This window comes from Companilactobacillus halodurans, from assembly GCF_009600985.1.
Taxonomy (GTDB): Bacteria; Bacillota; Bacilli; order Lactobacillales; family Lactobacillaceae; genus Companilactobacillus; species Companilactobacillus halodurans.
Genome location: NZ_VDFP01000012.1, coordinates 55,150 through 81,297, shown reverse-complemented (window position 1 = coordinate 81,297; position 26,148 = coordinate 55,150). Strand labels below are relative to the sequence as shown.

25 protein-coding genes, 1 tRNA gene and 1 other annotated feature are annotated in these 26,148 nt (G+C 36.1%); of the genes, 12 read left to right on the top strand and 14 right to left on the bottom strand.

All coding sequences use genetic code 11. The annotated features are described in order from the left end of the window. Nucleotides 1-156: 156 nt before the first annotated feature. The gene (locus FHL06_RS07360) at nt 157-1,368 is read right to left on the bottom strand and encodes an MFS transporter (RefSeq protein WP_153385582.1); all 1,212 of its coding nucleotides are present in this window, start codon (nt 1,366-1,368) and stop codon (nt 157-159) included. Nucleotides 1,369-1,585: 217 nt separating this feature from the next. On the opposite strand from FHL06_RS07360, the gene FHL06_RS07355 reads away from it, so the two are divergent. Continuing rightward, the gene (locus FHL06_RS07355) at nt 1,586-3,226 is read left to right on the top strand and encodes an aryl-sulfate sulfotransferase (RefSeq protein WP_153385581.1); all 1,641 of its coding nucleotides are present in this window, start codon (nt 1,586-1,588) and stop codon (nt 3,224-3,226) included. Here FHL06_RS07355 and FHL06_RS07350 read toward each other — a convergent pair. The 7 genes from FHL06_RS07350 to FHL06_RS07320 form a co-directional block, all read right to left on the bottom strand. Further along, nucleotides 3,223-4,089: an IS3 family transposase gene (locus tag FHL06_RS07350; RefSeq protein WP_337692540.1), complete on the bottom strand. Its 867-nt coding sequence runs from the start codon at nt 4,087-4,089 to the stop codon at nt 3,223-3,225. The genes FHL06_RS07355 and FHL06_RS07350 overlap by 4 nt on opposite strands. 14 nt (nt 4,090-4,103) lie before the next feature. Next, a complete protein-coding gene (locus FHL06_RS07345) occupies nt 4,104-4,364 on the bottom strand; it encodes a transposase (protein ID WP_153385579.1) in 261 nt (86 codons plus the stop codon). A 488-nt stretch (nt 4,365-4,852) separates the two neighbouring features. Then, nucleotides 4,853-5,299: a PTS sugar transporter subunit IIA gene (locus FHL06_RS07340; protein WP_153385578.1), complete on the bottom strand. Its 447-nt coding sequence runs from the start codon at nt 5,297-5,299 to the stop codon at nt 4,853-4,855. Nucleotides 5,300-5,402: 103 nt separating this feature from the next. Beyond that, a complete protein-coding gene (locus FHL06_RS07335) occupies nt 5,403-6,053 on the bottom strand; it encodes an HAD hydrolase-like protein (protein ID WP_153385577.1) in 651 nt (216 codons plus the stop codon). Between the two features lie 89 nt (nt 6,054-6,142). Further along, on the bottom strand, nt 6,143-7,321 hold the full coding sequence (locus FHL06_RS07330; RefSeq protein WP_153385576.1) for a CynX/NimT family MFS transporter: 1,179 nt from the start codon (nt 7,319-7,321) through the stop codon (nt 6,143-6,145). A gap of 106 nt (nt 7,322-7,427) precedes the next feature. Continuing rightward, on the bottom strand, nt 7,428-7,979 hold the full coding sequence (locus FHL06_RS07325; RefSeq protein ID WP_153385575.1) for a TetR/AcrR family transcriptional regulator: 552 nt from the start codon (nt 7,977-7,979) through the stop codon (nt 7,428-7,430). Nucleotides 7,980-7,989: 10 nt separating this feature from the next. Then, nucleotides 7,990-8,463, bottom strand: a complete 474-nt coding sequence (locus tag FHL06_RS07320) for a nucleoside 2-deoxyribosyltransferase (RefSeq protein ID WP_153385574.1) — start codon at nt 8,461-8,463, stop codon at nt 7,990-7,992. A gap of 435 nt (nt 8,464-8,898) precedes the next feature. On the opposite strand from FHL06_RS07320, the gene FHL06_RS07315 reads away from it, so the two are divergent. Next, the gene (locus FHL06_RS07315; RefSeq protein ID WP_153385573.1) at nt 8,899-9,858 is read left to right on the top strand and encodes an ADP-ribosylglycohydrolase family protein; all 960 of its coding nucleotides are present in this window, start codon (nt 8,899-8,901) and stop codon (nt 9,856-9,858) included. Nucleotides 9,859-10,000: 142 nt separating this feature from the next. Here the strand turns inward: FHL06_RS07315 and FHL06_RS07310 are convergent, their stop codons facing one another. From FHL06_RS07310 to FHL06_RS07300, 3 genes are read right to left on the bottom strand one after another with little or no spacing between them, the layout of a single operon-like run. Then, nucleotides 10,001-10,855: an amino acid ABC transporter substrate-binding protein gene (locus FHL06_RS07310; protein WP_153385572.1), complete on the bottom strand. Its 855-nt coding sequence runs from the start codon at nt 10,853-10,855 to the stop codon at nt 10,001-10,003. A 20-nt stretch (nt 10,856-10,875) separates the two neighbouring features. Then, nucleotides 10,876-11,514, bottom strand: coding sequence for an amino acid ABC transporter ATP-binding protein (locus tag FHL06_RS07305; RefSeq protein WP_153385571.1), 639 nt, complete (start codon nt 11,512-11,514; stop codon nt 10,876-10,878). 12 nt (nt 11,515-11,526) lie between these two features. Beyond that, nucleotides 11,527-12,180, bottom strand: coding sequence for an amino acid ABC transporter permease (locus tag FHL06_RS07300; RefSeq protein ID WP_153385570.1), 654 nt, complete (start codon nt 12,178-12,180; stop codon nt 11,527-11,529). A 166-nt stretch (nt 12,181-12,346) separates the two neighbouring features. Then, nucleotides 12,347-12,571, bottom strand: a binding site (T-box leader). A gap of 152 nt (nt 12,572-12,723) precedes the next feature. On the opposite strand from FHL06_RS07300, the gene FHL06_RS07295 reads away from it, so the two are divergent. From FHL06_RS07295 to FHL06_RS07280, 4 genes are all read left to right on the top strand, one after another. Next, nucleotides 12,724-13,041 carry a PadR family transcriptional regulator gene (locus tag FHL06_RS07295; RefSeq protein ID WP_153385569.1) on the top strand — a complete coding sequence of 106 codons (318 nt, stop codon included), beginning with the start codon at nt 12,724-12,726 and terminating at the stop codon, nt 13,039-13,041. Beyond that, a complete protein-coding gene (locus tag FHL06_RS07290; protein ID WP_153385568.1) occupies nt 13,031-13,693 on the top strand; it encodes a DUF1700 domain-containing protein in 663 nt (220 codons plus the stop codon). The genes FHL06_RS07295 and FHL06_RS07290 overlap by 11 nt, the downstream gene beginning before the upstream one ends. Continuing rightward, nucleotides 13,686-14,621, top strand: a complete 936-nt coding sequence (locus FHL06_RS07285; RefSeq protein ID WP_153385567.1) for a DUF4097 family beta strand repeat-containing protein — start codon at nt 13,686-13,688, stop codon at nt 14,619-14,621. Before FHL06_RS07290 ends, FHL06_RS07285 begins: the two co-directional genes overlap by 8 nt. 63 nt (nt 14,622-14,684) lie before the next feature. Continuing rightward, entirely contained in the window at nt 14,685-15,485 is an 801-nt protein-coding gene (locus FHL06_RS07280) for a DUF975 family protein (RefSeq protein WP_153385566.1), read from the top strand. A 56-nt stretch (nt 15,486-15,541) separates the two neighbouring features. Here the strand turns inward: FHL06_RS07280 and FHL06_RS07275 are convergent, their stop codons facing one another. Further along, nucleotides 15,542-16,192 carry a metal-dependent transcriptional regulator gene (locus tag FHL06_RS07275; RefSeq protein WP_153385565.1) on the bottom strand — a complete coding sequence of 217 codons (651 nt, stop codon included), beginning with the start codon at nt 16,190-16,192 and terminating at the stop codon, nt 15,542-15,544. A gap of 119 nt (nt 16,193-16,311) precedes the next feature. Here FHL06_RS07275 and FHL06_RS07270 point away from each other — a divergent pair, with 119 nt between their 5' ends. The 4 genes from FHL06_RS07270 (at nt 16,312) to FHL06_RS07255 (ending at nt 20,149) form a co-directional block, all read left to right on the top strand. Then, nucleotides 16,312-16,833, top strand: coding sequence for a DUF308 domain-containing protein (locus FHL06_RS07270; RefSeq protein WP_153385564.1), 522 nt, complete (start codon nt 16,312-16,314; stop codon nt 16,831-16,833). 55 nt (nt 16,834-16,888) lie between these two features. Continuing rightward, nucleotides 16,889-16,962: transfer RNA gene (locus FHL06_RS07265), tRNA-Thr, on the top strand. Between the two features lie 183 nt (nt 16,963-17,145). Continuing rightward, nucleotides 17,146-18,015, top strand: a complete 870-nt coding sequence (locus FHL06_RS07260; protein WP_153385563.1) for a DegV family protein — start codon at nt 17,146-17,148, stop codon at nt 18,013-18,015. Nucleotides 18,016-18,268: 253 nt separating this feature from the next. Beyond that, on the top strand, nt 18,269-20,149 hold the full coding sequence (locus FHL06_RS07255) for a collagen-binding domain-containing protein (protein ID WP_153385586.1): 1,881 nt from the start codon (nt 18,269-18,271) through the stop codon (nt 20,147-20,149). Nucleotides 20,150-20,200: 51 nt separating this feature from the next. Here the strand turns inward: FHL06_RS07255 and FHL06_RS07250 are convergent, their stop codons facing one another. Beyond that, nucleotides 20,201-21,274, bottom strand: a complete 1,074-nt coding sequence (locus FHL06_RS07250; RefSeq protein ID WP_153385562.1) for an acyltransferase — start codon at nt 21,272-21,274, stop codon at nt 20,201-20,203. A gap of 111 nt (nt 21,275-21,385) precedes the next feature. Between FHL06_RS07250 and FHL06_RS07245 the strand changes: the two genes are divergently transcribed. After that, nucleotides 21,386-22,051: a CPBP family glutamic-type intramembrane protease gene (locus tag FHL06_RS07245; protein WP_153385561.1), complete on the top strand. Its 666-nt coding sequence runs from the start codon at nt 21,386-21,388 to the stop codon at nt 22,049-22,051. A 363-nt stretch (nt 22,052-22,414) separates the two neighbouring features. On the opposite strand, the gene helD is transcribed toward FHL06_RS07245, so the two are convergent. After that, on the bottom strand, nt 22,415-24,688 hold the full coding sequence (gene helD / locus FHL06_RS07240) for an RNA polymerase recycling motor HelD (RefSeq protein WP_153385560.1): 2,274 nt from the start codon (nt 24,686-24,688) through the stop codon (nt 22,415-22,417). Nucleotides 24,689-25,002: 314 nt separating this feature from the next. Here helD and trpS point away from each other — a divergent pair, with 314 nt between their 5' ends. Next, entirely contained in the window at nt 25,003-26,019 is a 1,017-nt protein-coding gene (trpS, locus tag FHL06_RS07235) for a tryptophan--tRNA ligase (RefSeq protein ID WP_153385559.1), read from the top strand. Nucleotides 26,020-26,148: the final 129 nt, after the last annotated feature.

Genomic DNA, 26,148 nt, shown 5'->3' with positions numbered 1-26,148 from the left:
TTTTTTCATAGCTTGTACAATAGGCAACCCATTATTAACATCTGTTATACAAGCCAATTTAATATCTTTTGAAAACAAAGAAAACCCTCCCGTTGGATTACTCCAACTAGGAGGGTTCACTTCACAATAATTGAGTACCATGCTTTTTACTTACTATTAGATGTTTTTATAGTTAGCAGCTTTTAGATTAGTAATAGTTAGCATGACAATCAAACTAATGATATAAAGCGTTGAGATAAAGACCATAACTGTCATGATGTTGTAGTTATCTAGAATAAAACCAATTGCTAAACTTGAGAATCCACCGATACAGCGACCGACGTTCATAATAACGTTGTTAGCAGTTGCTCTGACTTCAGTAGGATAAAGGCGACTAACGATAGCACCATAACCGGCAAACATTCCGTTTGAGAAGTAACCAACAACTGCACCCACGATGATCAATGACCAAACGTTACTTGGTAAAGTCAGGATGTAAACTCCAATTGCTGAAGCAGTTAAGAAAATTCCGAATGCTAGACGAGGTCCTAAGTTATCAAGAATCCAACCGAAAGTTAACATGCCGGCACACATTCCTAAGATGGTTGCAATCATCCAAGTTGAAGCCCCAACTGTTAAGTTCATTTGTTTTTGCATGATTGTTTGCAGCCAGTTCATTAATCCAAAGTAACCGGCGATTTGAACGATAGCCATTACCATTAAAGCAATTGTTTGATAAGCAATCTTTGGTGTTGCAAAAAGTTGTTTGATATTGCCGTTCTTTTGTTTGGAGGAATTAGTAAAGGTCTTGCTTTCTCTTAAATGGTGTCTGATGAAGAAGGTAATAATCACTGGGATAACACCGAATAAGAAGAGGGCATGCCAACCTAGAGTTGGGAGAATGAAGGCGGCTAAAAGTGAGGCGAAGATGGCACCAATTTGTCCAGCCATACCGACCCACGAAGATACTCTTCCTAGTTTGTCTTTAGAGAAACTTTCGGCTAAGACAGTCATTCCGATACCATATTCACCACCGGCACCGATACCGGCAATGAAACGACAGATATAGATCATAGTCAAGTTATGAGCAAAGAACATTGCTGCTGTCGCAAAGGCAAAGATAAAAATTGTATGACTGAAAGTTTTGATACGACCGATTTTATCGGCTAAAATTCCAAAAAAAATACCACCTAATAACATACCAATATTTGTGATTGTCGAGATAAGTCCCGCTTGCGTTCCACTTAAATGCAATTCAGCGATGATGGATGAGAGGGCGAATGATAAGAACATCACGTCCATATTTTCTAATCCAAATCCTGAAGCTGTGGATGCAACCACTTTCTTTTGGTAGCTATCGAGCTGGTTGTTATTTGTTGCTATTTTCATGTTTTTTTCCTCCAAAATTGACGCTCACTGACGTCATTTATTTCGCTTGCAGGTATCATAGCACAAGAAAAAAATCCAAACAAGTTTATTTTTGATTATGAGTCGCTTGGCTGGACTTTATGTTAGGGATTTCATAAAATCTTCATGGAAAGTTGACAAAATGTATATTTTATTTCGATAAAATGAATTGTTGGAAATTATTAATGGAGGGAAATAAATGAAAAAATATCTCGGAATAGGAGTTATTTTATCGCTATTTATCGTGATATTGGTCGGGTGCAGTGGACAATCTAAATCTCAAAACGTGCCATTGTCGACTGCTCAAATCAAGAAAAATATCGGTTCTAAACTGATCAGTACGCGCGAAGATTCACAAAAGAAATTAACAAAAAAATATCAAGAGGAAACTAAAAAAGATTCGAATACATTGGATAATCCGTATGTAAAAGTTAATCCATATAAAGATTCGCCACTGACAGCTTTGATGATTTTTAAAACTGATTCAGCTGCTAAGGTTTCTTATGTCGTTCAAGGAAAGACAAACAATACCGATGTATCTAATAACGTTAAGGGTTATAAAAAGACGCACCAAGTTCCTATTATGGGATTGTATGCTGATGAGACTAATACAGTAACAGTAACAGTTGAGTATAAAAATGGTACAACGGAAACTAAGACTCTAAAGATTAAAACTGGGGCTTTGCCAAAATATGTCAAAGCTGCCAAGGTTTCAGTTTCTAAAAATGATAAGTCGAAGATGGATATTGGGACTAATAAATTAACTTTAATCAATCGAACAACCAAAGAGCCATTTGCGATTGATGCGGATGGAGCAGTTAGATGGTATTCGACTGACTATTCTCAACATACTATCGAACAAACAGACGACGGCCACTTATTGATTTTGACCAAGAAAAATGTTGATTCTTCAGTTTATAATGACTTGATTGAAACTGATCCAATGGGAAGAGTTTACAAAGAATACAGTTTCAACAGTAAAGTTAAATCAAACGACAGTGGAAACTCCAAAGATGAAACGACTGTTATTCACCATGACTTATTGGAATTACCAAACAAGGATATTTTAGCCACAGTTAATGACGGTTCGAAGTATAAAGAAGATGTCATGGTTCAAATTTCTCATAAAACCGGTAAAATCGTCAAAGTAATTGATTTGAAGCGCATCTTGCCTAAGTCAATGTACGAAAATTATAAAGCTGGTTCTGACAAGAAAGTCGATTGGTTCCACCAAAATGCCGTCGATTATGATAAAACAGACAATACTATCATGATTTCTGGTAGAAACCAAGATATGATTATGAAACTAAATTACAAGACTAATAAGATAATTTGGATTTACAGTGGAAAATCTAAGTCATCATGGCCTAAGAAGTATCGTAGCAAGATATTGACACCAACCAAAGGCACCACAATAACCGGAGGCCAACACGGATTATATCAATTGAATAAGACTGCTGATGGAGAAAATATTATCCTGTATGACAACAATATAGACGTCACGAATGGAGATAAGAAAACATCAGGTAAGTATTCACAAGCTGTGCAATATCATGTGAACGAAAAGAAAATGACTATTGACCAAAAATGGTCCTACGGAAAAAACCTCGGAAAGGCTAACTTTACAAATATAATTGGCTATGCCGAAAGAGAATCAAATGGAAACACCTTGATAGACTTTGGTTACAAGAATAAAGGTAAAGAAAGTAATATTATTGAAGTAGATCCAGAAGGAAATCAAGTCTTTAACGTAACGATTAAGAACGCCTCGACAAAAGCTTATGTTTATAGGGCTTATCTGGACTTAAGTCAAATCCTCGGACACGAACTCTATTCTTAATTTAACAAACTGAAGCCGTTGGTTTCTTCGAATTGCTTAGGGGTCATATAGCTTAAAGCACTGTGAATTCTTTTACGGTTGTACCAACCTTCAATATATTGAAAGAGTCTAATTGAAGCTTGCTTGGCGGTTTGATAGGTGGTGACATAAACTTCTTCTTTTTTGATAATGGAATGAAACGACTCAATACCGGCATTATCATATGGCGTCCCCTTTCGGCTATATGAATGAGCCATTCCCATTTGGTGTAAGGCTTCCTCAAACTCAGCACTGGTATACTGAGCCCCCAAATCGGTATGTACAATAATGTTTTGATTTTTGATTCGTCGATTAAGAGCGGCATTCCCCAGCGCAGTGGTGACTAGGTGGGCGTCCATAGTAGTCGAATAACTATAACCAATAATGCGACGACTCCACAGATCCATCACACTAGCCAAGTAAGTCCAGCCGTCACGAACTGTATAGATGTAGGTGATATCGGTCACCCATTTTTGATTAGCCCCAGTAGTTGAAAAATCTTGTGCCAAAATATTAAAACGATTATAGACCACGTCATTATTGGTCTGTGGCCGGTACTTTTTAACGACAATTGACCGCAGGTTGTTCTTAAGCATTAACCGCTGGACTCTTTTCAGACCGACATGTAAGTCGTAATCACGACTTAACAGGAACTGAATCTTAGGGGCACCGTAAATTCCGTCTGAGGCTTGATAAATATCCTGAATAGCCATCTCGATAGCCTCTGTCTCAATCTCTCGGTTACTTGGTGTGGCGTTGACAATGTCATAAAAAGTTGATTTAGGTATCCCGAAAAGCCGACATGATAGCCGCACTTCATATCCGCCATCTCGGATAAAATTCACCAATTCATTATTATTTATCTGTCCTTGCGTCCGAAGATGGCTAATGCTTTTTTTAGAATTTCGACCTCCGTTTCTGCCTGAAGCGCCCGTTGTTCCAAGGCTTTAATATCAGATTCAGTATAGCTTTTAGACGGTGCTGCCTTGGTTTTAGCGGCCCATTTATAGATTGTTTGGACTGAAACATTATAGTCAGCGGATAACTGGCTAGCGGACGCCCCTGAATGGTAAAGATCCATAATTGAGGCCTGAAATTCGGCTGAAAATTTTTGAGTCATAGATAAGTTCTCCTTATTAATTTCACAATTTTAACATAGAGACCGTGTCCGGAATATCAGACTAACACCAATCGATTAGAGTTTTATCCTAGTGGATATGAGTTTGATGTTAATAAGTAGAGAGCGGAGCAGGACGGCTTAGACACCGAGGATTAAAGCAATTTCACAAATTGCTCGCGCACTATGCGAGTGATTCGTGAAATAGATTTAACCGGAAGTGTCTGTCCTGCGCAGCTCGTTTCAAAGTAGAGAGCGAAGCAAGGGCGGTTAGCCCACGAGGATTAAGACAATTTCACGAATTGCCCGCGAACTGTGCGGGTGATTTGTGAAATAGGCTTAACCGGAATGGGTTGCCCCACCGGAGCTCGTTTCCACTATAAAACTAGAACGCGCAACAGTTACCAAAATTTCAAATAGAATAAACAAAAAGATCAGAAATCAAACAAATTTCTGGTCTTTTTTTATGTACATATTCAAATGTAAATTCTCTATTCAGTAAACGACTGATTCAACTTATTCAATTCAGTATCATTAAACTTAATATCATCCAAATCGCTACCATGTAACTTATCAGTAATATTTTGAGTCAATTCATCAACATCTTTTTGACTAGACTTGTCAGGGAATACCCCCACAATCAAGTAATCAATCAAACTTTGATCGTTACCCCAAGCAACAGGGTCCTTAAATGTTAACAATATTGTGTGAACACGGTGTTTCTTCTCACTTGTAGCGTACATAAAGACAGCCCGGTCCTCTAAAATTGTGTTGCCTTGAGCAGCACTGGCAAAAATACTACTTTGGACAGTTTGTTCATCCAGATTGAATTCATCAGCAGCTTTTTGAGCGGCCAATTTTAAGGCACTCATTTGGTCATTATTTTCTAACTCAATATTTGCGGTTGTATGGTTCTTTCTAAAAATTTTGAACATCATTATCTATCTCCTTTGCATGATAAATCTATTAGCGAAGTAGTAGTACTTGCTTTCTACATAAATAATGATATTCTATCGAACCCGTTTCATAGCAAGGGTTAATTTAAAATTTCTTGATAGTTTCTGGAATATCGACAACTTCTTTAGCAATTTCTTGGGCACCGGATTCTTCTAATTCTTGACGATCGCCAAAACCGTATAAAACTCCTAAAGTGTGAACGCCATTATCGATTCCGCCTTTCATATCAGTTAAACGGTCGCCAATCATGACAGTTTGTTTAGAGTCGACACCTGCACTTTGCATACCATATTTTAAAATCTCAGTTTTAGCGGTCCGCGTCATTTCGTCATCAGAAGCCCCGTAAAGTCCGGAAAAATAGTTTTCAAGCCCCAAATGAGGAATTAATTTTTTAATTAAAGATTCAGGTTTAACTGATGAAACATATAATTTATAACCTGCAGCATCTAATTTTTCGAGGGTATCTTTCATATGTGGGTAAATTTTTAGTTGATAGACACCCTTTGTGTTATAAAAAGCTTGATAGGCTTTGATTGCTTCTGGGTAGCGCTCTTTTGGAAAATCAGGATAGAATTTTTTTAAACTGTATGTCAAAGATGGGCCGATGAATTGTCGATAAACATCTTTACCTAAATTTTCCATGTCTAATTTTTCAACCATATATTCGAGTGCGTTGATAATACCCTCTTGGGTATCAGCAATGGTTCCATCAAAATCAAAAAATAAATATCTCATTTGTAAACTCCCCTAAATTTTTCTTTTGTCATTGAATATTATAAAACAAGAAAACAGAGCAACCTAAAAATCTTAGATTACTCTGTTTATTATTCAGCAATAGGTTTGTGTTTGGCAATTAAAACCCCTGATAATGTCAATAAAACTGACATGACTACTAAAATTAAAATAATTAAACTCCATGAACTGATCATATTCTCTAAATAACCGAACAAAACGGGTCCAATCGCGGCCAATAAATAACCAGCAGATTGTGCCATTCCGGAAACTTCGGCAGTTTGGTAAGGATTAGTCGTCTTTTCAGTGAAGAAGATGACAGCCATGTTAAAGGCTAGTCCAGAGCCAAAACCTGTCAAAATAGTAATGATGACTAAGAAGACCGCATTGCCAGTAGAAATCAGGAATCCGAGTGGAGAAATGGCATAACCAATCAAAAGCATTGATAAGAGCCATTTCATACCATGTTTTTTGACTGACAAGTAAGGCACGATAAATGAACAAGGTAGACCACTCAATTGCAAGAGTGTAAGTAGGTTACTTGAAAAAATCGTTCCAATGCCATGGTCCTGAAGGATCGAAGGCAACCAGGTAATCATTGAATAGTAGACTAGTGATTGTAGACCAAAGAAAGCCGTAATCAACCAACCGAGCGATTGATTCCAAACGCTACGATAATTGACCTTCTTTTCAGTTTTAGTTTTATCTCTTTGATTGTGACGTAAGCTAGGAATCCAAAAGAAGAGCGCAATAATTGCTGGAATCGAAAGAATAGCAAGTGTCGATTGCAAACTGATTTTAGTAATAAATATTCCGGACAAAGCTGTTCCAATGGCACCAATCAGCAACATCGATAGAGTGTATAAACTGGTACCTAGTGGAATTTGGTCTGGCAGACGATCCTTGATGATTGCAGGAACTAGGACATTTCCGCTGTCAATGCCGACTCCAGCTAAAAAGGTACCAATCATTAAAGCCCAAATGCTGGGAATAATTCTGAGATAACTTCCTAAAATCAATAGAATAAAGAATATAAAAATTGTTAATTCGTTTCCCAATTTTTTAGCGAATTTAACGATAATTGGTGAAAGAATAGCAAAAGTAACTAGTGGAATCGATGTGATCAATCCAGCTAAAGATTTAGGGATGCCGAGATTTTTTTCAATGGTGCTCAGTAATGGTGGAATGATAGTAATTGGTAAACGAAGGTTTGCCGCTATCAGCATCATACTAAATAAGAACCATCCCTTTTGCGATTTAGATGATTGCATTTTTATCCTCCTAAAAATAACACAATGTCACAATTGTAAACCTAAAGCTTATAACCTGACAAACAAAGAAAGTGCCAACCATCCAAAAAAGGACAGTTGACACATTTTAATCAGACCATTTATTAAAGAAATTTGAGGTAAATTCAATAAATTTAGTTCGTGAAACTTTGAAGTCATTATCTTCAAGATATTCAACCAAGCCAATCAAACCACCTACGATGAAACTAATCATCAGTTCTGGTGCATCTGATTCGGTAATCATTTTAATTAAAGGATCTTTTTGACTTTCAGGATCCTTGCTTTTAGTTTCAACAATATCTTGCAAGATGCTGCGAAACTCCGGATAAAGATTAGCTCTTGTTTGATATTGCGGTGAAATATGGTGGATAAACTTACTATTTTTTTCCATAAAATCAGCAATTTGGAAAACAATCGTTTTAGCATTTGAAGTATTCTCAATCAAATCATCCAATAAGTATGAAAATACAGCATGCAACAATGAGTATTTGTCGCTGAAATAACGATAAAAAGTACTATGGTTGATCATTGCTTCGTCACAAATATCACCAACAGTGATCTTTTCAAATGGTTTCTTCCCTAATAACGAGACCATTGCTGTAATAATGGATTTTTCCGTTCGTTGTGTTACTTGTGACATGATGATCCTCCTAAAGTACTTTCACATTTTCATAGCGTGTCATCAATGAATTGAAATCGTAGTTTTTGATTTCTTGAATATTGTCGTGACCGTTGAAAAAGGCTGTTAAACTTCCTGCAAGCATCAAGTTCAATGGTTCATCAGCCATGTTTCTAACACCGATAACGGGGACATTGTTGGCTACGGCATAACCACATTCCCACATTGTACCGGAGTCTGGTTCCAATTCATTCTCTTCTATTTTATAGTCTAACATTGCGACTACAACATCGGAAACATTTATGTTGTTGATATCATGTTTATAAACGGCAGATTGCCATTCTCTTGAACCAAATTCTGCAGCAGTATATTCGTCTTTTCCAGGACGGAAGATATCACCGATAGTTGGATTTTTTTCCAGCAATGCTTGAACTTCATCGAGACGTTTGATTTGACCCTCGCTAAAAAATGGTCCAGCTAAGTAAACGCGATTCTTTTTATTCATGATTAAATTGAAACTCCTTTATATTTATACTTTAATTATACTGAAATGTTCGGAAAATGCTCGTGAAAATTTTGAAAATAGCCATGATTTTTTCTAATTAAATGGCAATTTCCTGAAAAAATAATAAGAAAAATAAAGAATTTTTTTCGTAAAAAAGCCTTTTCATTATTATCTGAAGATGATATAACTTTCTTAGGCACGGAGGCCGATGCTTATGAATAAAAATTTACGAAAAAATCGTAATGACAAGAAGAGAGTTAGTTTGTTGGCATGGTTCGGCATTTTACTAGCTTTCATTCTGCTAATTTTTTAGGATTAAACATGCTTATTAATATGATTATAGATGGGAAAAATTGTAGTATTCTTAATATAGAAGACTAAAACTAGCTGGGACTGATTAATTTTAGCCCCAGTTTTTCGACGGGAGATGAAGATATGGAAGCGTGTCAAATAGAGAACATCTTATATGCTGGAATTGTTGGTGATGCTTTAGGGGTTCCAGTTGAATTCAAAAAACGTGATTCGTATTATCTGGATGACATGACAGATTCAGGTACTTGGGAACAACCTAAGGGCAGCTGGTCTGATGACACATCTTTTTCATTGCCATTGATGGAGAATCTAACTGAGGGTGGCAATTACGACCAACTAATGAAAAAGTTCGACAATTATATGTTTCACAATCAATATACGCCTGATGATCAAACTTTCGGAATTGGGAATACTTGTACTAAAGCAATTAGAAATTGGTCAGTTAATCACTACTCAGCTTTAAAAAGTGGCGATACTAGCGTTTACGCTAATGGCAATGGGGCATTGATGAGGTTAGCACCATTAGCCATTCATTTAATGGATGAACCTGATTTACAAAAAAGGTTAAAATTGACCAAGAATTATACTAGTTTAACGCACCGTCACCCAAGAGCAATTGTGGGTAGTTATATTTATTTAGAAATTTTACATGCACTTTTAAATGGTCAACCGTTTAGAAGAGTTCTTGAAACGTTACCAGACAAGTTGACCAAGGCTTTACAAAACCAACCTGATGAATTAGCTGAATTGCCAAATTATGAGGCAATGTTCAAATCAGATTTTGATACTACTTTGAGACAAAATATCAAGTCGACAGGATATGTAGTTGATACTTTATTAACTTGTACGTGGTGCGTATTGAATTCAACCAGCATCGATAGTGCCGTGATTTTAGCAGTCAATCTAGGCGACGACACCGATACAGTTGCAAGTATTACTGCTACTTTAGCTAGTTGCGAAATGCTTAGCGACCATATCAGCGATGAGTGGAAAAAACAATTACGGAATCAAGATTTATTAAAGAGTATCATTGAACCTTTTGCTAAAAGTGAAGCAAAACAGGATAAAAGCTTAATAGCTTAAACTAAATAATAGAAAGCGGTACATAATATTAGCTTTCGATCATTAAGGCAAATAGCTCCTGGTAATCGTATTTTGATTACCAGGAGCTATTTATTTTAGGCATAAAAAGTCGTGCTATGTCTCAAATTCTATTTTAGTTGCTTTATTTTTCAGGCTTTATCAATGAATTGTTGGAATTTCCAAACCATTTTTTGTTGATTTGTTGTAATTCGCCAGTATTAGCTAAGTGTTGCAATCCTTGATCAACTTTCTTCTTCAAGGTCTTGTCGCCTTTACGCATTCCAGCTGCAAAGTCTTCACCTGTGAAACCACCACGAGTTACGCGATAAGATGATGGATCTTTTTCTTTACTGATGTAATAACCAGCATAAACACTATCGATCAATAAGCCTTGGATTCGTTTGTCATCTAAATCCATCAAAGCATTATTGAAGGAATCATAGAGGACAGGGGTTTTATTTTTGATGTAATTTTTCAACATAGCAGGGTGTTCATCTAAAAGACTGGCACCGGAGGAACTAGTTTGTGCACCTAAGGTTTTGCCCTTCATTCCCTTAAATGAAGTGATGTTATCTTTAGTTTTTGTAACTAAAACTTGTCGGTTAGCCATATAAGGTCGGGAGAACATTAATTGCTTTTTTCTAGCAGGCGTAATGGTATAGCCGTTCCAAATTAAGTCAATCGTCCGATTACGCAATTCAGTCTCTTTCATATTCCAATCAATCGGTTGAAAGTCAGCTTTAATACCATATTGTTTAAAAACAGCTTTAGCCAGGTCTATATCATAGCCAACTAATTTACCATTCTTCTCACGAAAACCCATAGGAACAAAAGTATCATCCAAGCCAATGATAACTCGTCCTCTTTTTTTGATAGAAGACCAAGTATCGGTCGTATTGGCTTCTTGTGCAACAGATTTTTTATCATTGCTGCAACCAGCTAAAGTTAATCCAAAGAAGGCTAATAAGGTTACAAATATTAATATTTTTTTCTTCATGTTATTAATCCCCCTAATGATTAATTATTTAATGGTTTAACTTCAAGCAATTGGTCAGCAATCTTTTTGGCAAAACTAGGATCGTGGGTGATAACGATTTGTGTGATGCCAGTTTTTTTCAAGTCGAGAATCAATTCAGCCACAGTATCACGTAAATTAGGATCGAGGGCTGAAGTTGGTTCATCGTAGCAAAGGATTTGTGGTTGCATCGCTAAAGCTCGAGCAATGGCGACACGTTGTTTTTGTCCACCGGATAATTCAAATGGATATTGATTTTTAAGATTAGTCAATCCCAATTGGCTCAAGAGATTATTAACGTTTTTTTCAATTGTCGCTTTATCTTGTTTTAGAACCATTTTAGGTGCTAAAGCAATATTTTCCATAACTGATAGGTGAGGGAAGAGATTGAAATCTTGGAAAACAACGCCAACGACACGTTCCTTAACGGATTCGTCAAAGGGATCAAAAGATTGATTATTTAAAATAAAACTTCCAGAATCGACTCTTTCTAAACCAGCGATACAGCGGAGCAAAGTCGTTTTACCAGCACCACTAGGTCCAACAATACTAAGAATTGAATTATCTTTCACTTCAAGGCTTAGATTATTAATGATTGTTTTGCCATCGAAACTTTTTGTGACATTCTCTAATTTCAACATAATTTCTCTCTCCTAACGATAATAACTGAAACGTTTCTCTAAGACTTTGAGTACCCAAGTACAAATCAAGGTTAATAATAGATAAATAATACCAACTAAGACTAGGGGCAAAAGCGTGACATCTCGGGAACTAGCAATATTTCCAGCTCTCAATAGGTCGCCCAAGCCAATTACGTAGACCAAGGATGAATCTTTGACCAAGTTGATTACTTCATTACCGATTGAAGGAAGCACGATTTTAACAACTTGGGGGATAATAATTTTTCTAATTGTTTGCCAGTAGCTTAAGCCTAAAACTTTAGCACCTTCAAATTGTCCTTTGTTGACTGAATCAAATCCACCACGGAAGATTTCGGCGAAATAAGCAGTGTAGTTGAGGATAAATGCAAAGAGTGCGGCATCGTATCTTTCAAAGACGATATGTGCAAATGGCATATTTGGCAGTCCGTAAAAGACAAAGATCAATTGGAGAAGCAATGGGGTTCCACGCATGACCCAAATGTAGAATAAAAGAATCCAACTTAATGGTTTGAATTTAGAGCTTCTTCCCAATGATACCAAGACTCCTAATGGTAATGAACAAATGATTGTCCAAAAGAAAACTTTTAAAGTCATTGCGGTACCGCTCAATAATGACGGTAAAATTTCCAAGATATAGTTCATCATAATTTCTCTCCCCTTTACAAGTATAAAAAAACGCCCACTAGCATAATGCTAGAGGACGTCTTGACGTGGTTCCACCTCGAGTTCGTTAATATCTCACGATACTAACCTCAAGAAGTTATTGCAAAATAGATATCGTAAATAAAAAAGGCCCTCTCAGTCAAAAGACTAAGAGGGCGACTTATTCGCGGTACCACCTCTGGTTCCTAACATCTCACGATACTAGGCTCATGAAGTTACAATAACTTCAGCTGTAACGGTGCTACCGAAATGACCTACTTGATTTTCAATCATTCAACTTACAGATGTGTTTCGCTAGGTAAAAAGATCAACTCGCACCAACGTTGACTCTCTGGACTAATTTACAAAGCTACTCTTCTGTCGTCGTTTTTCTTACTTGTTTTAAAATGTTGAAACAAGCTTACGGCCTATAATGAAAAAAGTCAAGTATTTTTTATTCAAAATTGACTTATATTATTATATGTAATATATTGTTAATCAAACAATATTATACGACGTATAATATATGGAAAATGAGGAGATAATATGGCAATTCAAGTTTCGACTGAGATTCTTGAAGGCTCAGTCTTAGCTCTACTCACTAAAAAAGATTATTACGGTTATGCGATCACTCGCGAAATCAAGAAGATTTTTCCAATTTCTGAATCAACGATGTATCCAATCTTACGTCGTTTGAAAAACGAAGATTGGTTAAGTACCTATGATGAAGCGTTTGAAGGTCGAAATCGTCGATACTATCAAATTACAGATTTAGGAAGAGAGCAATTAGTGAAGATAAAGAATAATTGGCAAGAATTAAAGGCAGCAACAGATGCTATCTTGGAGGGGAACAATGAAAAATAATGCAGTTGAGTCTTATATTGATGAATTCAAACTTTATTTGCATCAGCTTGATGATAAAGAATGCAATGACGTCGTAGAATTTTATCAAGAATACATGATTGATGCTAATTTGCAGACTTCAGACAAAATTATTAATGAATTGGGAACACCCAAGAATTTGGCTCGGAAAGTTTTAGCAGATTATTCAATCAAAATGTCTGAAGAGAATTATAAGAATTTCAATAACGGTCAGATAACTAGCAGCGAACGTTTTTCTAAGAATATGAAAATGATTGGCTTAATTATTTTGGCCTTAATGGCTTCTCCAGTAGCGATTTTGATTGCCATTATTTTGATACCATTAATGTTGATTATTGTGGGTGTAGCAGTATTCTTAGCTTTATTGTTCTTATTCTTGTTGGCTATGTCCGTAGTTGGCGGTATCGGAGCTATTTTTATCGGTCTATCAGTCATCTTTCAGTCGTTTGCGACAACTATTTTTTATGTCGGCGTCGGGTTGCTTATTCTAGGCGTTGATTTCTTCTTAATACCAGTAGCAATCGTCTTATTGAAGTGGTTCTTTAGCGTCGTGGTAATTTTCTTCCGCTGGTTAGGAAAGAAGTTACTATACGGTCGAAAAACTCCGATGAAGGGGGAAAAGAAGAATGCGTAAGTATTTTGTAACCGGCTTTTATTTACTGATAGTCGGTGGAATATTGCTCCTAGGTGGATTTTTGATGGGCGCCAATCGTTCCGTTGTTTGGAATCACGGCTTTAAAGTGGCCCAAAATGTTGATGAAACCTATCCTTTGGAAAAATTCGATAATATTTATCTAGATGGTCGTAGTGCTAACGTTAATGTTCGTTTTGGCGACCGTTATAAGATTCATGTCGATGGCGATAAATCACAGGCACCAACTTATAAAGTTAAAGATGGTACATTAACAGTTTCAGCCAATAAGCAAAAAAACCATATCGGCGTGAATTTTTTTGGACGTGAATCAGTAACGATTACTATTCCAATGAACAAATCACTTGATAATATCAGCATCAATTTGGCTGATAGCAATATTCACATTAATGATGTAACGGTAAGTCATCTGATGAAAACCGCTAAAGACCTGGATTATGATGCAAATCTTTATTTGAATGATGTAACGATAAAAAAACTTAATAAAGCAAACTTTTATAACGCTACGTTCAGTACGAAGAATTCTAAAATAAGTGATATGACTTTATCAGCTAGTGATTATTCTGATTTTAAAGCCGATAATACGACCTTTACCAGATCAAATATCAACTTAGATGAATCGAATTTAAGTCTTCAGGAATCAAATTTGGATTCGATGAATGCCTTGATTAATCACGGCAAGGTCGCTATATCTAAATCAACGTTGATGAATCAGAATAAATTTAAATTGTTTAATTCAGGACGATTTAGTGGAAGCTCAATAATGGTTGATGGAATGAAATTGTCAACTGACCGTGGAATTGTTCGTTACTTTGGTAAAAATTATGGAAATAATTATCAAAATAAAATTGATTCTACTAATTTATTGGATGTGAAGGCAGCCGACAAGGGTCTGATTACAATCAAGTAAACTATGCTGCTATTGCTTTCTTTGTTATAATGGCGTTATTGCAATTGTGAGGGATATTTATTGATGAATAACGCGAAAAATAGAATATCTGCCTTGGAAATCAGAAGGGAAGCCCATCGAGCTTTTAGAAAAGATATAAAGGGAAATATATCTTTGAATGTCATTCCGATTCTATTGAGATTTGTGGCAGTGTATTTTGGATTAAAAATTTATACCAATTGGATGGCTAATTTGAATGTCAATTTGGCTAATCCAGAGCAGGCTAGTAAACGTCTGTCAGAAATATCGATGAACATGGCTAATGACCCAAGTTCAGCTGGAAACTATATGTTGACGTTGACACCGGAAACTAGCGTGTTTGTTTATGCTTTTATGTTTTTCTTTATCTTGATTTGCGTTGGCGTGTCCTATGCGATTTTAGATAAAATACGTCAGCCTGATTATCAAACAAACGCTTTGAAAGACAGTTTACAAATTTTCTCAGGACGCTACTTTTTCCCATTGCTCTTTATAACGGCGCTATTCGGGTTGTTTATTGAAGCAGGATTTATGCTATACATAATCCCGGGAATTTGGTTTTTGATGATTTTTTCGCAAGTCTTTTTAGTTTTCAAAGATGATGTCGAAGATCAAGGCAAGTGGACCTTGAGGATGGCTTTTTCAACCTTTAGTCGAAGCTCAACGTTAATGAGGGGTTACAAGTGGACTTACTTTTCACTTTGTTTAGAATTTTTCTTCTGGGAAATTTTAAATGCTTTAACTCATGAGTTGCTATCAATTTGGTTGCAACCATATGAGCAATTGACGCTCACAACTTTTTATCAAAAAGTCCTAGAAAATAATCAAAAGAATCAAAGCAAGTAATAAAATAGCCTAGCAATAATTTCAGATTTGAACTGAAATATTGCTAGGCTTTTGTTTTATCTGTTTTCAACGAAGATGTAATCAATGGCTTTAGCACCAATAGTGATATTAGTTCCGTCTTCTTTTCTGACGACTAATGAGTTATCAAATTTTTCATGTTTAATAACTTCGATAATATCGTCAATTTCAATATTTAAACTGCCGAAATATTGCAAAAAGTCATAATTATCAGAAACTCTGACAATTTGAACACGTGATCCATCAGAAATCATACTCAATAGCTTGTCGTCGGCATCAGTTTCACCTTGACCATTACCAGGGATAATTCCGCCATGTGGGCAACGTTGTGGGTGATCAAGGAAATCATTCAGGTGATCGATTAAATCGTCATCTGAGGAGTGTTCAAGAGCATCAGCGTTATGATGGACATTATCAACCGGGTATTTGAGACATTTGTTAAGAAAAACTTCCCAAAGGCGGTGCGTTCTAACTAACTTTTCGGAGACTTTATTTCCCTTAGGAGTCAGGACGATTTTATTGTAAGGAGAATGCGTTAAGTAACCCTCGCTGGATAAGGCATTCAACATTTCTGTCACTGATGGAGCAGAAACGTTCATGATTTCTGAAATACGTTTATTAGTGATTTTAGTGAAATCATAATTTAATTCATAGATGGTTTTTAAATAATTTTCTTTGTTAGGGGACAATTTTACAACCTTTCGTTTAACCTAATAATATTATTAGCTTATATATTATAGCGCATATCTTACAACTTTGATAATTTAAAATGTTAAAATTATTTTATATTAAAAAAGGGGGAGTCGTTATGAGTGAACCAAGACGTCATTTCGATTGGTTTGGATTCATCATCGGACTAGTGTCGTTATACGCCGGTTATTTAGTGTTGTGGTATCCACTGAATAGTTTGTCGACAATTGCAGTGATCTTTGGGGGATTAGTCATTTTAAGAGGAATTTATCAACTTTGGCTGGGATCGCAAATGACTAAATATTTAGGAGTCCGCAGCGGTTGGACAATTTTTTTTGCTATTGTAAATATTATTATTGGAATTATTTTTATTTCCCATATTAGTGTGGGAATTACCGTAATTGTGTATATGTTTGCCATTTGGTTTTTACTGGATGCGATATTCCAAATATTCACTTCGCGTCTGTATCATTTCTTTGGTAGAAAATACTATATTCTAATTGTTATCGTAGCGTTCTTGAATTTGTTATTTGGATTTATTTTATTATTTAATCCCGTTCTTGCAGGAGGTTTCATTGTCTTTATGCTGGCCTTTTTCTTCTTTGCAACCGGAATAGCTGAAATAATTGAGGCATTTTAGGTAAAAGCATTTTCTGCTACTATTAAATTTGCTAAAATAGTGTAGAAGATGTCTTGCCGTCTTAGCTCAGATAGGTAGAGCGTCACCATGGTAAGGTGAAGGTCGTCGGTTCAAATCCGACAGTCGGCTGAAATGGCGGTTGAGAGTCACTTTTTAGACTCTCAACCGTTTTTTTATACAAATTTATAAAAAATATTATCTCAAAAATACATAGTTTTAAAAACTAGCTAGTCAAGTTTACATAACTAAAATAAATGGTATTATTAGGCAGTATTTCATTTTCATCGCCCGGATTAATACTAGGAGGTAATTATGTATCAAATATTAACCGATTCAGAGTGTGATTTACCTTTGGCTACTTTAGAAGATAGCGACGTTAAAGCGATTAGTTTCCATATCAAAGTAAATGATCAGGAACTTATTAATGATTTGGGTAAAAGTTATGATATCAATGATTTTTATAAACAAATTAAAGCTGGCGTTTTGCCAACGACGACTCAAGTCAATGTTGGCGAATATTATGAATTTTTTGAACCTTACGTGAAAGCCAAGACTCCAATTGTTTACATTGGCTTTTCCGGAGGATTAAGTGGTTCGATGTCTAGTGCAATTCAGGCTAAAGAGATGCTGTTGGAGACTTATCCAAAAGCTGATATTAGAATTATCGATACCTTAGCAGCCAGTGGTGGCGAAGGCCAATTAGTTTTGGCAGCTATCAGGTTGCAAAAGTCAGGAGCAAGTCTCGACAAGTTAGTAAAATGGTTCGATCAGAACAAATTGAGTTTGCAACAATGGTTTACTGTCGATAACTTAAATTATCTCTATCACGGTGGCAGAATTTCTAGGACGTCAGCAGCCTTAGGAACCATCTTGAAAGTTAAGCCGATTCTTGATGTTGACCCAGCTGGAAAATTGAGACTGGTTTCTAAGACTAGGACCCGTAAAAAGTCACTATTGGAATTAGCAGAGAAAATTTGTAAAGATTTAAAAGACGATCCTTATCAACCTATTATTATCACGACTAGTGGTGATTATGAGGCCGCAGAAATCGTCAAAAAGGCTATTTTAGCTAAATTTTCAGAAGCAGATATTCAAGTTTATCCTATTGGTATGACAATTTCGAGTCATACAGGTTTTGGTTGTGTGGCAGCTTTTGCCATGGGTAAACAACCTCGTAATTAATTATTCAGATATTATTTTATAAAATTCAAAAGACATGGTAATCCAATTGGAATTGCCATGTTTTTTTTCGTCAATTTTCCTATTATTAGTATCCTGACAAACTTATTTATTTACTATTTGCTAACAATTTATTAATAAAAATGTAATTTGACATTAAAATTATTCAGCGTAATAATTTTCATAAATAATATTATTACCTGATTTATAACTAGATAATAATTATTCTAGATCGAAGAGGGAGATTTGGTTAATTATGTTTATGAAAAAGGGAAAAGAATGGGCTTTATCATGTGTTGCTGTGAGTGCTGCAGTTTTGATGGGGATGAGTAGCACCACCGTCCAAGCTGATACTACACAGGAAAACACTGTCAATAGTAATACGACGAATGCAGTTTCGACGGGAACTAATGGCACTGCAATAAGTAACGCTGCTTCAACTCAAAGCAGTTCTACTTATAATGATGCCAATCAAAATAATGCAACCCAAAATAATACGAAACAAGATGGTACAACTCAAAATAGTTTGCTTCAAACTAGATCAGCACAAAGTGCTACGACACAAAGCAGTGCAGCACAAAACGGTGCTGTAACGCAGTCAGTTAACAACGATGTTCAAGATGGCGGCAATGTCAGTGATGATTTTTCAAATGAGGATTCAAATCAACTTGGCTATGCTTCAAACTTCCATATCTTTGCTAATGAAGCAACCTTGAATGCTCATACGAATGGTAATATTGCTGTTGGTACTCTAAATGGTAATGTTAATTTCGGAACTAACATTCATGAAGGACATGTTGAAAAAGATATATCATATGTTCAAAATCATAATAATATTGCAAGTAGTTCCTTTGTTAATAAGAGTGAAAATAGAACTAACAAAGTTGTTTTTGGTGAAAATAATAATGTAGATGTTTCTAATCCTGATCGGACCAATGTTGATGGAACAAATATTGATCATTTGACTAAAGGTGAAACTTACCAAGATAAGAATGGCAATAAGTACATCGATTTTGATGAATACTTTAATTTTCTTGAAGGAAAATCTAATTCCTTATCAAATCAAGCCCCTCAAGTAAGTATCACCAATAGCGATTTTCCTGACCAAAACCAACGTGTAATCAATTTGGAAGATTATGAACCTAATGCTAATAACCAAATTGTTATTAATCTTGACCGTGACGTTTTGACTTCAGGAACTCCTTTGACAATTGCTGGACTTTCAAAAGATTCTGGTGGGACTAATATCATCATCAACGTTGATACCAAGTGTGATGACCCTTATGATGTCACATCACAGATCAAATTGATTTATAACGATGGTACTGGTGTCGATAACGAAGAACGTCCTAACAAAGAAACTGAGTTCTTCGATGATAATCACTTGCTCTGGAACTTTTACAATAGTGAAGCTAGCGACAACTTGTACGATGGAACAGTTATCATTGATCGTCCATTCCAAGGCAGCGTTTTGGCTCCAAAAGCTACTGTAACAGTTAACCAAAACTTAGATGGTAATATCGTTGCCGATAAAGTTAACATCAACGCTGAAACTCACAGATGGGATTTCCAAGATGATTCAAACGTTGAAACTGAATTTGAAAAGCCAGTTCAAATCCCCGGTGAAGTACCCGATCAACCCGGTGAAGATGAAAATGATGGCGACAATATCGAGAATCCTGACGAAGAAGAAGTCGAAGAAGACATTGACCCAGATACTGGTGATTTAATTGAAGTTGACAGTGGTTCAGAAGGCGAAGATCCTAACGCTGGCGATGAAGACGAAAATGATAGTAACGAAAATGAAGGTACTGATGAAGATTCTGAAGACAGCACTGGTACTGAAGATAACAATTCAGAAGATAATTCTGGTTCAGAAGATAGTAATGGCGATGTAATTACTAATGGCAGTTCAGAAGGAACAAATCCAGATTTGGAAGCGGGACTTCTACCAGGAGTTGTTGGCAATAATAAGGATGAATCGCAAACACCATCTTCTTCCAACTCTGATGATGAAACTGGTTCATTGCCACAAACAGGTACTACAACTGGAATCTTAGCTACAATTGTTGGATTTATCATGGTAGCCTTTGGATTGATTTTGAAAGCTACTCGAATTACTAAAAAAGAAGATTAATTTAAAAAAATAGAACAACTAATTTTAAACGAATTAGTTGTTCTATTTTTTTTACTTTCTCTTATGCGAATTTCCTGTTAATAAGTAATTTAAGCCAGGTATTAAATTCAATATCCAGATGATAAAGATTGATAATATCAAAATAGCAAAGTAACGAATAAACGTTGCAATAATGCCTTGAATTGGTAAATGACTCATGAAAAATGGCTCAATGTACAAAATCAAAAGGTTATGAATCAAGTAAACTCCAAATACCAAGGGTGATAGGAATTCAAAAGTTTTAACCGTGAAATTATTTCTAATAGTGCTGCCCCATTTTTGTAGCAAAATGAAGGCGGGAACAGACATTATCGGGATGAAAATTGAGGTCACATAATAGCCATTATTGGCGTCGAAAATTTGAGGAACGGCTTCTGAGATAAAGTTTCCGGCAAATCCAAAAATCAAGAATACTAGAATTAACCACCAACTATTGGTTTTTTCAGCGTGCAGTCTAGTCAACACGTACCCCAGAATAAAGTAACCGGTGAAGCCACCGACTAAGAAGAAATTAGCGATGGGCGATAACTGTAAAATTGCTGCAAGATTTTTTGGCAACATGACTGCAATTGACGGCAGCAATGAACAAGTGACTAACCAAATTCCAGTTACATACAGCAACATTTCAGTTGTCGCATTTTGAACAAAGGTCTTGATAATTGGCGATAAAATATAGATTCCAATCAATGGATACATGAACCAAAGCGTTGGCGACGTTGGTTGGTGAAGCATGTTTTTAACTGATGTTAAAACGTTGTGCAACGATAATGAATGAACATAGATTCCTACGACGATTGGTGAAATAACAGACCAAAGCACGAAAGGAATGACAACGCGCGGAACCCTTTGTTTCCAAGTATAGCTAAGCGAAGTCGTCTTCTTACTGTTAAGCAGAAGCGTTCCGGAAATCATAAAGAAAAGCGGGACACTAATGTGGGCAAAATAATTCAAAATTTTGGTTATCTGCCATTGACCAGTACCAATATTTTTAGTCGTGTCAATGGCTGATGCATGAATGAAAATAACCAAGAGAATAGCAATAACACGTATAAAATCTAAATAGAAGATGCGTTGTTTTTTACTCATTAATAATTCCTCCACGAATACTCTATTAATAATAGTGGAAAACGGAATGAAAATGAAGTATTCTCGTATGATATAATGACAAAGTAAAATTATTGATTGGAAGAGTTTATTATGCGCGTAGGAGAATCTCCAGGTACGGATTTTGTTAGATATATAATTTGGATTGTATTTTCTATCGTTACCCTAATGTTAAAAAACAATGCTGCAACGCAAAAGGGATTGAATGTCCCGATAGTTATAGCTTTCTTCGTTGTAGGTATTTTTACCTTATTTCTAATGATTAGAAAATATTATCGAGAAGAGAAAACCTTTGCGGACCCAGCAGACGGCTTTGCTTATTCCTTGATATCAAATGCTGGATTAGTTAGTTTGATGATTATTTTGGTATGTTTATTGAGAATCATGGTCAGCTACTTGCAAGTAACTGGTAAAATACCAAGTTTTGAAAATGATGACGTAATTAGTTCAGACCAAAAAGTATTCGTCTTCAATATGATAGCTAACGTGTTAGTAATCTCAGTACAACAACAACTAGTACAAACAGGCTTCTTCTTTAATTATTTCTTTAGAAAAAGTTCCTCATACAGTGCAGTAATGGGAATTATCTTAAGTGGAATCGTCGGAGGCTTAATCAGCTTACCAGGATCACTAATTCAATTCTTAATGATGATGGCTCTAGGTTGGTGTTATGCCTTGACTTACTTGTACACAAAGAATGAAAAGATAGCCATTTTTGTAGGAATGGTAAGTGCAGTTGTGGGAACTATTATAATATAGAGAGTGGAGCAAGCCCGCTTAGACACCGAGGATTAAGGCAAATATCTCAGTTGGCTGCGAAGCAGGCAGCAGAGATATTAGTCTTAACCGGAAGTGTCTGGCTTGCGCAACTCGTTTAAAAATCAGAGAGTGGAGATAGGGCGTTCAGCCCACGAGGACTAAGACAATTTCACAAATGGCTTGCGTATTTTGCAAGTGATTGGTGAAATAGGCTTAGCCGCAATGGGTTGCCCTATCGTAACTCGTTTCCACTATAAAGCAGAAAAGCAAAAGCAATAAAGCAGAAAATAAAACCCCAAAAAAAGAGTCCCAATCGAAACACCCAACAAAAAAGGTGTTACCATTGGAACTCTTTTAAAATACTTATTTTTCGCTAATCAAACGAGAAGATTCATCCGCCAACAAAGGTGAAATATCTTTATCAACGCATAAAATCAAATCATGCATTGCCCGTGTGCAAATAGTGTATAAAACATCGATACTACGTTCATCAGGATAATTTTCCTTAGAAACATCATGAGCAACAACTGCATCGAATTCCAGTCCCTTGGCCAAGTAAATTGGCAAAATTAAAATTCCCTTAGGAATAGAACGGAAATCGGCATCGACTAACGTCACAATGGATTCATCGCTAAAGTGTGTATAAACTTGTTCAGCTTGTGATTCATTACGGGTCAAAATTGCTACGGTCTCATATTTTTGGTTCAATTTCTTAGCTGTCTCTTTTAGGCCTTCATAATAGTCGTCATCATCGAATATTTTAATGACTGGGTCTTCGCCTTGTCTGGAAAAGGCCTTAACATCTTCGCCATTTGGCAACAATTTTTTGGCAAAGTTAGTGATTTCCGCAGTGGAACGATAACTTTGATTCAAGGTAATCGTTGTAGTCTTTTTATTCTTGAATAATTCATTAACTTCAGTGACTAAATCGTTTCGACGATAAGAACTAGTTAAAACGTCTTGAGCTCGATCACCTAATAAAGTCATTTTGGCATTAGGGAATGAGTGAGCGATGTATTTTAATTGAGCCATCGTATAATCTTGAACTTCATCGATAAAGATATGTTGAATAGCATGATTGATGCCACTCTCTGTCACTAAATCACGTAGATATAAGATTGCGACTGAATCGCTCAAGTTTAGTTTGTGAGTTTCAATTTGGTCATCGATTGATTCAATCATTGTTTGCCAAACACTGTCAGAAACTAAAGTTTGATCCATTTGATTCAATAGATATAAGTATTCTTTATAAGGATTGAAGAAATAATTGTTGATTAAAGCGTTGTAAATTGGAGCATAACGGTCACGTAAAAATTCTTCAGCAATGATTTCACGTTGATTAGTTGATTCTTCAATGTTGTGGTCCGTGATGATTTGTTGGAAATCTTCATCAGAGAGATTATCGATTTCATCTTGGACCCAATCCTCATTGCGGTCTTCGTGAATTCGTTTTTGAAGACGTTTGATTAAAGCATTCTTCGTTCTTAAGAAACGATCAGGAATGTGATAGGCGTGATTGACATGGTCATAAATATCGGAAATCTCTTCTTTAGTAAAGAAAGGCTTGCCCTCAAAAATCACATCCTCAAAGTCCAAAGTGTGATTAGGATTGTCATTTTCCAGTTGTTCCAATTTATCCAAGAAAGCACCGCTTTCCTTGTATAAACGAATCTTGATGGTCGTTTCGGGCAGGTTGCGTTCATCTTTTTCGTAACTTTCGAATAAAGTTTCAACTTGGACTCCAGTTAAGCGCAACGAAATAAATTCATTGAGCGTGACTTGACGCATATTGCGCTCGCCTAAACTTGGTAGGACTTCAGAAATATAATTGCTGAAAAGCTTATTAGGCGAGAATAAGACGATGTTGTCAGCAGTCATCGTCGAACGGCTGTGATATAGCAAATATGCTACACGTTGCAAGATAGCAGAAGTCTTTCCGGAACCGGCAACTCCTTGTACCAGAAGGATATCGGAGCGGGTGTCACGAATGATGGTATTTTGTTCATGCTGAATTGTAGCAACAATATTTTTCATATATTCGTCGCTGTATTCGCCAAGGACAGATTGCAAGATTTCATCGCCGACAGTTTCATTGGTATCGAACATATTTTTAATTTTATTGTTGATGATTTGAAATTGACGTTTCTTCTGCAGATCAACTTCAGCTGTGCCATTAGGAGTTTTATAGTGAACCTTTCCGAGGACGCCATTGTAGTAAATCCCAGAAATAGGAGCTCGCCAATCGTAAATCAAGAATTCGCCATCGTCATCTTGAAGTGTCGAAGTTCCTATATAAAGAGTATCTTTTTGTCCATCTTCAACGATATCGATTCTTCCAAAGTAAGGCGATCCTTGAAGATTTTCTAGCTTGAGTTTATTAGAATTTAAAATATTTTCATTTTCAACAGCCAAATAGACCAATTGTTTTTGTTGTTGAACGGAAGCGTTAGTTTCCATTTGGTCATCGACTTCAGTAGTATTGACCTTAGTGTTTTCGCCGTAATTACGTTCAATTCGATTTGTTTCTTGGTGTGCTTGAGCAATGCTTTGGTCAACTCGATCGATTTTTTTATCGATTTTTTTAGCAACTGAGTCGACTCTTTGTTGTTCTTCAGCTTTTGATTGATTAATCGTCATTAAAAACTACCTCTCGTTGACAATTTGTCGTTTTTTAACTATGCTAATAGCAATTAGAGTACATTAAATCATAGTCATTTTTGAGTACTAATTCAAGTAAGTTGGTTCAGAGAATAACTTCACGGCTGAAAAAGTTATCGACCTTGTCTTAGGAAATGGGAACGGTCAGTCACCTTATAACTAAGAGTGGTAGAGTTATTCTACAAGACAGGTGGCACCACGTGCAAGCGTCCCGTTGTATTAATCTTTTTAATATGACGGAACGCTTTTTTTGTTTAAAAATGAATAGGATTTGATAAATTCAGGAGGAAAATATGAAAACAAATACAATTTTAACCGGCGATCGTCCTACCGGCAGACTTCACATTGGACATTATTTAGGTTCCTTGAAGAATCGTGTTAAATTACAAAATGAGGGTAAATACAAGATGTTTATCATGATTGCTGATATGCAAGCATTCACTGATAACGCTCGTAACCCCGAAAAGGTTCGTAACAGTTTGATTCAAGTGGCTCTAGATTACCTTTCTGTTGGTATCGACCCAAGTAAAACTAATATTTTAGTTCAATCACAAATTTCCGCATTGAATGAATTAACAATGTATTATCTTGATCTTGTATCTGTTTCCCGTTTGGAAAGAAATCCGACCGTTAAATCAGAAATCAAAAAAAAGCAATTCGGACAAAGTATCCCGGCAGGATTCTTAACTTATCCAGTTAGCCAAGCAGCTGATATTACAGCATTTAAAGCTGATACAGTCCCAGTTGGCGATGACCAAGAACCAATGATCGAACAAACTCGTGAAATCGTTAGAACCTTCAATAACACTTATAACGTCGATACATTAGTTGAACCCAAGGGCGTTTTCCCACCAAAGGGTCAAGGCAGACTTCCTGGTATCGATGGCAATGCTAAGATGAGCAAGTCATTGGGCAATTGTATTTACTTGTCAGATTCAGCTGATGAAGTTACGAAGAAAGTTATGTCCATGTACACCGACCCAGATCATATTCACGTACAAGATCCTGGTAAAATTGAAGGAAATACTGTCTTCACTTACCTTGATGCTTTTGCGACTGATACGCAAAAAGTAGCTGAACTCAAAGAACAATATCAAGCTGGTGGTCTTGGGGATGTCAAAGTAAAACGTTACTTGAATGATGTTTTACAAGAAATTCTTGAACCCATCCGTAATCGTCGTGCTGAATACGAAAAAGATATTCCTGGCGTTTACGATATTCTTAAAAAAGGTAGCGATGCCGCAAATTTGGTTGCTAACCAAACTTTATCTGAAGTAAGAAAAGCCATCGGTGTTAACTACTTTGACTAATTTCTGAAAAAATGAAAGACGTTTTCATGAAAATATGTTATGCATAACTCTTGATTTCTTCAAGAGTTGGGTATAACATATTTTTTGTTCTAAAAAAGAAAAAGTTTTTTTGTAAAAAATGAGGTTGAG